The sequence below is a fragment of the Burkholderia sp. Ac-20353 genome, assembly GCF_017104785.1.
GTDB lineage: Bacteria > Pseudomonadota > Gammaproteobacteria > Burkholderiales > Burkholderiaceae > Burkholderia.
Genome location: NZ_JAAGPL010000113.1, coordinates 18,152 through 28,976, shown reverse-complemented (window position 1 = coordinate 28,976; position 10,825 = coordinate 18,152). Strand labels below are relative to the sequence as shown.

Sequence of the window (10,825 nt, the reverse complement as noted above, 5' to 3'; positions counted from 1 at the left end):
GAACGCAGCGCGTCCGCGGACGTGCGCCGTGCGATCGACCAGGCGGGCGGCCGCGACGACGCGCTATGGGCGACGCTGGCCGGCGAGCTCGGCTGGAACGCGCTCGCGCTGCCGGAAGCGGCGGGCGGCATGGGGCTCGGCGCGGTCGAGCAGACGCTGCTGATGGAGCAGCTCGGCCGTCGCGTCGCGTGCGTGCCGTATTTCCCGACCGCGTGCGTGGCCGCGACCGCGCTCGCATACTGCGGAACGCCGGCGGCGGCCGCGTGGCTCGCGAGGATCGCGGAAGGCGCGTGCAGCGCGACGCTCGCGTTGCCGCTCGATTGGCCGTTTGGCGAACTGTCGGGGATGCCGGCCGGCGAGCCGTTCGGCAATCGGCCCGGCACGCATGCGTGCGGTGCTTTCGGCGAATCGGCCGAGGTGCCCGCGTTCCCGTTCATCGCTGAAGAAACCGCGAGTGGCTACGTGCTGTCCGGCAACTGCGCGCAGGTGCTCGACGGCGTGCGTGCCGATCTGCTGCTGATACCGGCGCGTATCGCGAACGAGGGGCGCTCGGTCGGGCTGTTTGCCGTCGACGTGGCAGCCGCTCGATCCGGCCTGTCCGGTCTTGCCGTGACGCCGCTCGACACGCTCGACGCGACGCGGCCGCTCGCGCGGGTCGGGCTCGACGACGTGCGCGTGAGCCGCGATGCATTGCTCGCGAGCCGCGACGCCGTGCTGGTGCTCGAACGCACCGCGTGGTTCGCCGCGCTCGCGCTGGCCGCCGAACAGCTCGGCGGCGCGCAGCAGTGCCTCGACCTGACGCTCGAGTACACAGGCCAGCGTGTGCAGTTCGGCCGCGCGATCGCATCGTTCCAGGCGGTCAAGCATCGCTGCGCACAAATGATGGTGCTGATCGAGTCGGCGCGTTCGGCGGTGCTCGGCGCCGCGCACGCGTGGGACGCGGAAAGGGGTGCGACGAAGCCCTGCGCCGCGCTTTGTGCGGACGTCGCCGCAGCGAAGGCCGCCGCGAACGACGCGTACGCGTTCTGCGCACAGGAAGCGATCCAGCTACACGGCGGCGTCGGCTTCACGTGGGAATACGACCCGCATCTCTACTTCAAGCGCGCGCAGGCATCGGGAGCGCAGTTCGGCGCGACGCCGCAACTGCTCGAATGGATCGCGCGCCATGCGATCGACGGCACACGGGCGGACGGCGCCGCGCTTGCGGTTGCCGCGCCCGTGCCGCATGCGGCGCGTCCGTCCGCCGCCCGCGCAGGAGCCTTGCAATGAACAGCGAAACCCGTGAACAGCAATTGCGGCACGAAGTCGCCGACTGGGTGCAGTCGCACCTGACCGGCAAATTCGCGTGCCTGAAATACCGAGGCGGCCCCGGCGACGAGGAGGCGTGGCCCGAGCTGCGCAAGGCGTGGGAACAGGAACTTGCGAAGGGCAGCTGGACGGGGCTCGGCTGGCCGACGGAAGCGGGCGGCCGAGGCTTCCCGGTCGCCGAGCAGGTGATCTTCCACGAGGAATATGCACGCGCCGGCGGTCCCGGGCGGATGGGCCACATCGGCGAAGGGCTGCTCGGGCCGACACTCGTCGCATGCGGCACCGACGACCAGCGTGCGCGCTTCCTGCCCGGCATCCTCGCCGGCACGCAGTTCTGGTGCCAGGGCTATTCGGAGCCGGGCGCGGGCTCCGATCTCGCGAACGTGCGCACGCGCGCAGAGCAGGACGCGGACGGCACATGGCGCGTATACGGCCAGAAGGTCTGGACGTCACTCGCGCACGATTCCGACTGGATCTTCGTGCTCGCTCGCACCGATCCGGCTTCGAAGGGGAACAAGGGTCTGTCGTTCCTGCTGATGCCGCTCGACCAGCCGGGCATCGAGATCCGGCCGATCAGGCAGTTGAACGGCGGCGCGGAATTCAACGAAGTGTTTTTCGACGGCGCGCGCGCTGAGGCCCGCGACCTCGTCGGCGCACCGGGCGACGGCTGGCGGATCGCGATGACGCTGCTCGGCTTCGAACGCGGGATGTCGACGCTCGGCCAGCAGATGCAGTTCGTGCGCGAGCTCGAATGGGTGATCGACGCCGCGCGCGAATCGGGCGCGGACCGCGACCCCGTGCTGCGGCAGCGGATCGGCCGCGCGTGGGCCGGCCTGCGCGTGATGCGCTACAACGCGCTGCGGATGCTGTCCGGCGCGGACGATGCCGCCGGCGCGCCGCTGCGCCGCGACGCGCTGATCTACAAGTACTACTGGTCGAACTGGCACCGCGATCTCGGCCAGCTCGCGATGGACGTGCTCGGCACGCGCGCGAACGTCGTCGATCCGTCCGACGAAAAGCTCGCCCACCTGCAGCGCGTGTTCCTGTTCTCCCGTGCGGACACGATCTACGCGGGCACCAACGAAATCCAGCTCAACATCATGGCCGAGCGCGGGCTCGGCATGCCCAAGGAACCCCGAGGTAACGCATGACCGAACCCCAGATCCGCCAGGCCCCCGCCTACGTGCCGGGCCACCAGCTGCTCGCCGGCAAATCGGTGCTGATCACGGCCGCCGCCGGCGCCGGCATCGGCTTCGCGGCCGCGCGCCGTTGCGCGGAAGAAGGCTGCCGCGCGCTGTTCATCTCCGACATCCACGAAAAGCGCCTCGAACAGGCGGTCGACACGCTGCGCGCCGAAACGGGGCTCCAGCAGATCTACGGGCGGCTCTGCAATGTCGCGTCCGAGGACGACGTGCAGGCGCTCGTCGCCGACGCGCAGACGCGGCTCGACGGCGTCGACGTGCTGATCAACAACGCGGGGCTCGGCGGCGCGCGCCGCATCATCGATATGGACGATGCCGAATGGTCGCGGGTGATCGACATTAGCCTCACCGGGACGTTCCGGATGACGCGCGCGATGCTGCCGCACATGCAGGCCCGCGGCCGCGGCGCGATCGTCAACAACGCATCGGTGCTCGGCTGGCGCGCGCAGGCGGAACAGGCGCACTACGCGGCCGCGAAGGCGGGCGTAATGGCGCTCACGCGCTGCGCGGCGCTCGAAGCCGCGCCACACGGCGTGCGCATCAACGCGGTCGCGCCGAGCATCGCGATGCACGATTTCCTGAAGAAGTCGGCTCCGGCCGACCTGCTGAATCAACTGGCGTCGCGCGAAGCGTTCGGGCGCGCCGCCGAAGTCTGGGAGGTTGCCAACGTGATGGTCTTTCTTGCAAGCGATTACGCGTCGTACATGACGGGCGAAGTGCTGTCGGTCAGCAGCCAGCACGCATGATGGGCGCGACCCTCGACCCCGTGCGCACGATGCTCCCGAAGCCCCGCGTGTTCGCGCATCCCGGCGAACTGGCCGCCGCCGTCGGCGAGACGCTCGGCGCGAGCGCGTGGCTCGCGATCGACCAGCGCCGCATCGACGGCTTCGCGGACGCGACAGGCGACCATCAGTGGGTGCACGTCGATCCCGTGCGCGCGAAGGACGGCCCGTTCGGCGCGTGCATCGCGCATGGCTACCTGACGCTGTCGCTCGTCAATTATTTCCTGCCGCAGATCGTGCGCATCGACGGCGCGCGACTCGGCGTCAACTACGGCTGCGACCGGATCCGTTTCCCGGCGCCGGTGAAGGTCGGCGCGCGCGTGCGCGGCATCGGCGAACTGCTGCGCGTCGAGCCGCTCGACGGCGGTGTGCAGGCGTGGATCCGCGTGACCGTCGAGATCGACGGCGACGCCAAGCCTGGCTGCGTCGTCGACACGATCAGCCGCTATTACTTCTAGTACCGGAGAGTCTCCCCATGGAAGACGCAGTAATTGTCTCCGCCGCACGCACGCCGATCGGCAAGGCGTATCGCGGGATGTTCAACGATACCGAGGCGCCCACGCTCGGCGGCCACGTGGTGCGCGCGGCGCTCGAGCGCGCGGGCGTCGCGCCTGCCGATGTCGACGACGTCGTGATCGGCTGCGCCGCGCAGCAGGGCACGCAGGGCTACAACATCGGCCGGCTGTCGGCTGCGGCGGCGGGCCTGCCCGCGTCGGTGCCCGGGATGGCGATCGACCGGATGTGCTCGTCGGGGCTGATGACGATCGCAAGCGCTGCGCGCAGCGTGAGCGCGGGCGACGCGCGGATCGTCGTCGCGGGCGGCGTCGAGTCGATCTCGCTCACGCAGAACAAGCACAAGAACGCGTATCGCGTGCGTTCGCAGGCGGTGCTCGCACATCAGCCGGCCGCCTATATCGCGATGATGGAAACGGCCGAGATCGTGTCGCGCCGCTATGGAATCTCGCGCGCGGCGCAGGACGAATACGCGCTACAAAGCCACCAGCGCACGGCGCAAGCGCAGGCCGGGGGGCGCTTCGACGCGGAGATCGCGCCGCTCGACGTGCGCCGCGCGCTGTTCGACAAGGAAGGCAACCCAGCCGGCCACGAGGACTTGCGTGCGTCGCACGACGAGGGCGTGCGCGCGGACACGACTGCCGAACGGCTCGCGACGCTGAAGCCGTCGTGGAGCGGTGGCGAAACGGTCGCGCAGGGCGAGTTCGTCACCGCCGGCAACGCGTCGCAGCTGTCCGACGGCGCGGCGGCCGTCGTCGCGATGACGCCCGCCGAGGCCGGCCGCCGCGGGCTCGCGCCGCTCGGCACGTTCCGCGGGCTGGCCGTGGCCGGCTGCGAGCCGGACGAAATGGGCATCGGCCCCGTGTTCGCGATCCCGAAGCTGCTCGCGCGGCACGGGCTGACCGTGCGCGACGTCGGCCTGTGGGAGCTGAACGAGGCATTCGCGTGCCAGGTGCTGTATTGCCGCGACCGGCTCGGCATCCCCGACGAGCGGCTCAACGTCGACGGCGGCGCGATCGCGCTCGGTCATCCGTTCGGCATGTCCGGCACGCGGATGACGATGCACGCGCTGCTCGAAGGCGCGCGCCGCGGCGTGCGGCACGTCGTCGTCACGATGTGCATCGGCGGCGGGATGGGTGCCGCCGCGCTGTTCGAAGTCGGCGCGTGACGGCTCACGGGAGACAAGCAATGAAACGAACCTTGCCCGGACTCGCGATGTCGGCGCTCGTGCTCGGCGCCGCGCTGTTCGCCTTCTCGCCGCGCCCGCTGCCGGCGTTCCCGGCCACCGCGATTCACGCGGACCGCCTGCAGATCAACGGCCTCGCGAAAGCCGGCACGCGCATCGTCGCGGTCGGCGAGCGCGGCGTGATCCTGCTGAGCGACAACGGCGGCCGGAACTGGCGGCCCGCGTCGGTCGCGCCCGACCAGCCGTCGACGCTCACGCAGGTGTTCTTCGTCACGCCGACGCTCGGCATCGCGGTCGGCCACGACGGCCGCATCGTGCGCAGCGACGACGCCGGTGCGCACTGGCGCGAAGTGCACACGGCCTCAGCGCATTCCGATCCGCTGCTGTCAGTGTGGGGCACCGCGAACGGGCCGCTGTTCGCGGCCGGCAGTTTCGGCCAGCTGCTGCAGTCGAACGACACCGGCGCGACCTGGCAGACGGTGAAGACGCCCGCCGGCGACCGGCATCTCAACGCGATCGTCGGCGATGGCCACGGCAACCTGCTGATCGCGGGCGAGAGCGGCACGCTGCTGCGCTCGACCGACAACGGCGCGAGCTGGGACAAGCGGCCGTCGCCGTACGCGGGTTCGCTGTTCGGCGCGCTGATGCTCGCGAACGGCGACTGGGTCGCATACGGGATGCGCGGCAACGTGCTGCGCAGCACCGATCGCGGCGCGACCTGGACCCACGTCGACAGCCAGGTGCCCGTGTCGTACTTCGGCGCGACCCAGCTTCCCGACGGCGAACTGGTGCTGGTCGGCCAGGGCGGCGCGATCGTCGCGTCGCGCGACGGCGGGTTGACCTTCGACGTGCGCAAGCTCGGCGGCGTGCAAAGCCTCGCGGCGGTGCTCGACATGGGGCGCGGCGCGCTGCTGCTCGGCGGCGAGGCGGGCGTCGCGCCGCTCGCGGGATCGAGCGCGACACACCCGTCGCTGCCGTCCTGACGCTCGGCGGCCGGTTCCGCCAGTTGTCGCCAGCCGTCGTCCGTTTCCGCGAGTTTCCGCTCCGCCAGCCGTTCCGATACGAGAAGAGAGTTCCATGAACGACCTGTCACGCCCCACCGATGCCGTTCCCGCGTCGCGCCTCGCGGCATTCGTCGAGCGCTGCGCCGATTTCATCATCCGCCGGCGCCGCACGCTGCTGTTCCTGTGCGTCGCGGTGACGCTTGCGCTCGGCCTGTCCGCGACGCGCCTGAAGCTCGACCCGGGCTTCAACAAGATGATCCCGATGCAGCACCCGTACATGCAGGTGTTCGACCGCTACGCGGGCGCGTTCCCCGGCGCGAACACGATCCTCGTGAGCCTGCGCTGGAAGGGCGACGGCGACATCTATACGCAGCCGTTCATGGACGCGCTGCGCCATGCGACCGACGACGTGTTCTTCATACCCGGCGTGAACCGCTCGCGCGTGTTCTCGCTGTTCACGCCGAACGTCCACTACACCGAGGTCACCGAAGCGGGCTTTCGCGGCGACGTGGTCGTGCCGGGCCAGTTCTCGAGCGCGAACCCGGACGATCTCGCGAAGGTGCGCCGCAACGTCGCGCGCTCCGGGCAGATCGGCCGGCTCGTCGGCAACGACCTGAAATCCGCGCTGATCCGCGCGGAACTGCGCGAGACCGATCCCGCGACCGGCAAGCGGCTCGACTACAGCGCGGTCGCGCGCCAGCTCGAGGAGATCCGTGCGCGCTACGCGAAGCAGAACGTCGACGTGAACATCATCGGCTTCGCGAAGCTCGTCGGCGACGTCGAAGCGGGCATCGCCGGCGTGATGGCGTTCTTCGCGCTCGCGTTCGTCGTGACGGCCGCGCTGCTGTTCGCGTATACGCGCTCGCTGAAGACCACCGCGCTCGCGCTGCTGGTCGCGCTGCTGCCGGTCGTCTGGCTGCTCGGCGCGCTGCCGCTGCTCGGGCTCGGCATCGACCCGATGTCGATCCTCGTGCCGTTCCTGATCTTCTCGATCGGCGTGTCGCACGCGGTGCAGATGACCAATGCGTGGAAGCAGGCGCTCGTGCGCGGCGCAACGTCGGTCGACGCGGCGCGCGACGCGTTCCGCAAGCTGTTCGTGCCGGGCACCGTCGCGCTGCTGACCAACGCGCTCGGCTTCATGGTGATCATGCGGATCCAGATCGACATCGTGCGCGAGCTCGGCATCACCGCATGCCTCGGCGTGCTGCTGATGATCGTCACCAACAAGGTGTTCCTGCCGATCCTGCTGTCGTACACGCGCCTCGAACGCGGCACGCTCGCGCGCGCGCAGCGCACGGCGGCCGCGGGCGGCAGCCGGATGTGGTCGGGCTTCGCGACGTTCGCGCGGCCGCTGCCGGCGCTCGGCGTGTTCGCGGTCGCGCTCGCGCTGCTCGCGTACGGCATGTTCGAATCGCGCAACCTGCAGATCGGCGACATCGGCACCGGCGCACCCGAACTGCGCACGAACTCGCGCTACAACGTCGACAACGCGGCGATCACGCACCAGTACAACATCGGCGTCGACGTGCTGTCGGTGATCGTCGAGACGACCGGCTTCGACGACGCGTGCCTCCATTACCCGGTGATGAGCGCGATCGAGAAGTTCGAGATGCGGATGCGCGGCGTCGCGGGCGTGCAGTCGGTTACGAGCGTCGCGTCGCAGGGCAAGGTGTTCATCGCCGCGTTCAACGAGGGCAACCCGCGCTGGGCGGCGCTGCCGCGTTCGAGCGACGGGCTCACGCAGGGCGCAAACGCGTTCGACCCCGACAACGGGATGAACACCGCGAACTGCAAGGCGATCCAGGTGCTGATCTACACGACCGACCACGAGGGCAAGACCATTGCGCACATCGTCGACGAGATCAAGCGCTTCGCGGCCGAGAACCCGACGCCGAACGTCGCGTTCCGGCTCGCGGGCGGCAACGTCGGCGTGATGGCGGCCACCAACGAGGCGGTCGGCGACGCCGAGGTCGCGATGCTGCTGTCGATCTTCGGCGCGATCGCGCTGTTGTGCGCGGTGACGTTCCGCTCGTGGCGCGCGGTGCTCTGCATCATCGTGCCGCTCACGCTCGTGTCGATCCTCTGCAACGCGGTGATGGCGCGGCTCGGCATCGGCCTGAAGGTCGCGACGCTGCCGGTGATCACGCTCGGCGTCGGCGTCGGTGTCGACTACGGCATCTACCTGTACGAGCGCCTGCAGCACGACATCCGGCACGGCGCGACGCTGCCCGACGCGTTCGCCGACGCGATGCGCCAGCGCGGCACCGCGGCGCTGTTCACGGCCGTCACAATGTTCATTGGTGTCGGCACCTGGGCGTTTTCCGCGCTGAAGTTCCAGGTCGACATGGGCGTGCTGCTCGCGTTCATGTTCCTCGTGAACCTGTTCGGCGCGGTGTTCCTGCTGCCGGCGCTCGCCGCGTGGCTCGGCGTCGAACGCGCGGAACGCCGCGCGCCGCATCCGGCGCCGGCCGCCGCGCCAACGCTTAAGCCCGCGCGCGCGCTCGAACCCGGAAATACGATGCATTGAGCGATGCACTGAGCGATGCACTGACCGACGCACTGAGCAACGCGGCCCTGATTCCCCCCGATTCACCCCGAGCGCGCGGCCGGCACGGCCGGCCGCCGCGCGCTACCGAACCACAAGGAGACGACCCACATGTCCGCACGCCCTTACAAGATCGAAGCCCAGCCGCTCGCCGAGCGTTATGCGCGCGGCTGGCACTGCGTCGGGCTCGCCCGCGACTACAAGGACGGCAAGCCGCACACGCTGAACATCTTCGGCCGCAAGCTCGCCGCGTTCGCCGACTCGACCGGCAAGGTCAACATCGTCGACGCGTACTGCCCGCACATGGGCGCCGACCTGAGCCTCGGCACCGTCGAAGGCGACACGCTCGTGTGCCCGTTCCACGGCTGGGCGTGGAGCGGGGAAGGGCAGTGCGCGTCGATCCCGTACTGCAAGCGCATTCCGCCGAAGGCGCGCATCGGCGCGTGGCCGACCTGCGAGGAAAACCATCTGCTGTTCGTATGGAACGACCCGGAAGGCAACCCGCCGCCGGACGAAGTCGCAATCCCGCGCTTCGACGTGTGCTTCTCCGACGAATGGTCGGGCTGGGTCGTCGACAAGATGCTGATCCACGCGAACTGCCGCGAGCTCGTCGACAACATTTCCGATGTCGCGCACTTCGCGACCGTGCATCGCGCACCGATCGACTATTTCGCGAACCTGTTCGAGGACCACAAGGCGACGCAGCTGATGGTCGGCCGCAGCGAAAAGCTCGGCGGCGACAGCCTGACCGCGCTGTCGACGTATTTCGGGCCGGCCGTGCACATCACGCAGATGACGGGGCAGAGCAACGGCCAGCCGATCCATTCGGTGTTGCTCAACTGCCACGTGCCGATCGACATGAACAGCTTCGAACTGCGCTACGGCGTGATCGTGAAGAAGCTGCCGGGCCTGAGCGACGCGCAGAACATGGAAATCGCGAATGCGTATGTGAAGGAAGCGCAGCGCGCGTTCTACGAGGACGTCGACATCTGGCACAGCAAGACGCGGATCGACAACCCGCTGCTGTGCGAAGGCGATGGACCCCTTTACCAGATGCGCGACTGGTATTCGCAGTTCTATCTCGATGAGGCTGACGTGCGGCCGTCGAGCGTCACGCGCAAGGTGTTCGAGATGCGGATCTGCGACGGGGAAACGCCGCCCGCGCTGCATCACGTGTTCGAGCGGTAAGCGGGCAGGCCGGCGCGGCGGGGCCGGGCGGGGCGCACGGGCGCGCCGCGCCGGCCATTGACCGCGCGATGCGCGGCTGTGCCGCATCGTAAAACTTGACACAACGGCCCGGGTCGCGTAGTGTCCGTCACCGAAGTCTTCAAGATGCTCGATTGCTCACCCTTTGCCGCTACGAGCGGCAGTCGTTGGTCTCTCCCTCTTTGAATCTTTTTCGTGCCCGTCGCGGGCGCGTGTCAATTTATTTGTATTAAGGAAGTATTTATGGATACCGGTACCGTCAAGTGGTTCAACGAAACCAAGGGCTTTGGTTTCATCACCCCGGACAAGGGCGGCGACGACCTGTTCGCGCACTTCTCCGAAATTCGCGGCACGGGTTTCAAGACCCTGGCCGAGAACCAGAAGGTCAGCTACGAAGTGAAGCGCGGCCCCAAGGGCCTGCAAGCATCGAACATCACGCCGCTGTAAGCTGCGTCGGCACCGGTCGCCCAGCCGGGACCGGTGCCGCAGAACCTGCGCGCGGCATCTGCCGCCAGGGCGGACGCCGTCGGTTGACGGTGTCCGCCGTCGCCTTTTCAGCGCGAAGCAACCCGCGCAGATCGCCGCCGTGCCGAAGCCGGCACGGCTCCGACCCGCGCGGCGACCATCGCGCCGCCACCCCTGACCGCCCACGTGGCGACCCGCCTGGCTCCAATCGCGAGCCGGGACCTTGGCTCGTCTGCACGAACATCCGCGCCCGGCATCCTGCGGTGCCGCCGGCCGTTGCGGGAAGCGACTGCGGTCAATCACCTAGTCTGGAGGAATTGGTATGGCAAAAGAAGAACTGCTGGAACTGGACGGAATCGTCGACGAAGTGCTGCCGGACAGCAAGTATCGCGTCACGCTGGAAAACGGCGCAGTGGTCGGCGCGTACGCATCGGGCCGCATGCGCAAGAACCATATCCGTATTCTCGCGGGCGACCGTGTGACGCTTGAGCTGTCGGTCTACGACCTGACCAAGGGTCGGATCAATTTCCGGCACAAGGACGACCGCGCGCCTGCGCGGACGCCTCGCAGCGGCCCGCCGCGCCGCTGACCGGCAGGTGCGGGCGACGCAGCCC

10 protein-coding genes are annotated in these 10,825 nt (G+C 69.1%); all 10 read left to right on the top strand.

Features of this window, described 5'->3' with window-relative positions; genetic code table 11:
- Positions 1 to 1,269, top strand: a 1,269-nt coding sequence (locus G3N94_RS26580) for an acyl-CoA dehydrogenase family protein (RefSeq protein WP_205795512.1), incomplete at its 5' end; no start/stop codon positions are given.
- Positions 1,266 to 2,459 (top strand): acyl-CoA dehydrogenase family protein, encoded by a 1,194-nt coding sequence (locus tag G3N94_RS26575; RefSeq protein ID WP_205795511.1) that lies wholly within the window; start codon positions 1,266 to 1,268, stop codon positions 2,457 to 2,459. The genes G3N94_RS26580 and G3N94_RS26575, both read left to right, overlap by 4 nt.
- Positions 2,456 to 3,256 carry an SDR family oxidoreductase gene (locus G3N94_RS26570; protein ID WP_205795510.1) on the top strand — a complete coding sequence of 267 codons (801 nt, stop codon included), beginning with the start codon at positions 2,456 to 2,458 and terminating at the stop codon, positions 3,254 to 3,256. Before G3N94_RS26575 ends, G3N94_RS26570 begins: the two co-directional genes overlap by 4 nt.
- Complete coding sequence (locus G3N94_RS26565) at positions 3,253 to 3,750, top strand: MaoC family dehydratase (RefSeq protein ID WP_277398571.1); 498 nt, start codon at positions 3,253 to 3,255, stop codon at positions 3,748 to 3,750. Before G3N94_RS26570 ends, G3N94_RS26565 begins: the two co-directional genes overlap by 4 nt.
- Positions 3,751 to 3,767: 17 nt before the next feature.
- A complete protein-coding gene (locus G3N94_RS26560; RefSeq protein WP_205795509.1) occupies positions 3,768 to 4,973 on the top strand; it encodes an acetyl-CoA C-acyltransferase in 1,206 nt (401 codons plus the stop codon).
- 20 nt (positions 4,974 to 4,993) lie between these two features.
- Positions 4,994 to 5,974 (top strand): sialidase, encoded by a 981-nt coding sequence (locus tag G3N94_RS26555; protein ID WP_205795508.1) that lies wholly within the window; start codon positions 4,994 to 4,996, stop codon positions 5,972 to 5,974.
- A 94-nt stretch (positions 5,975 to 6,068) separates the two neighbouring features.
- Positions 6,069 to 8,522, top strand: a complete 2,454-nt coding sequence (locus G3N94_RS26550) for an MMPL family transporter (RefSeq protein WP_205795507.1) — start codon at positions 6,069 to 6,071, stop codon at positions 8,520 to 8,522.
- A 129-nt stretch (positions 8,523 to 8,651) separates the two neighbouring features.
- Entirely contained in the window at positions 8,652 to 9,728 is a 1,077-nt protein-coding gene (locus G3N94_RS26545; RefSeq protein WP_205795506.1) for a Rieske 2Fe-2S domain-containing protein, read from the top strand.
- 261 nt (positions 9,729 to 9,989) lie between these two features.
- Entirely contained in the window at positions 9,990 to 10,193 is a 204-nt protein-coding gene (locus G3N94_RS26540) for a cold-shock protein (protein ID WP_010089472.1), read from the top strand.
- A 340-nt stretch (positions 10,194 to 10,533) separates the two neighbouring features.
- On the top strand, positions 10,534 to 10,800 hold the full coding sequence (gene infA / locus G3N94_RS26535) for a translation initiation factor IF-1 (RefSeq protein ID WP_205795505.1): 267 nt from the start codon (positions 10,534 to 10,536) through the stop codon (positions 10,798 to 10,800).
- Positions 10,801 to 10,825 lie beyond the last annotated feature (25 nt).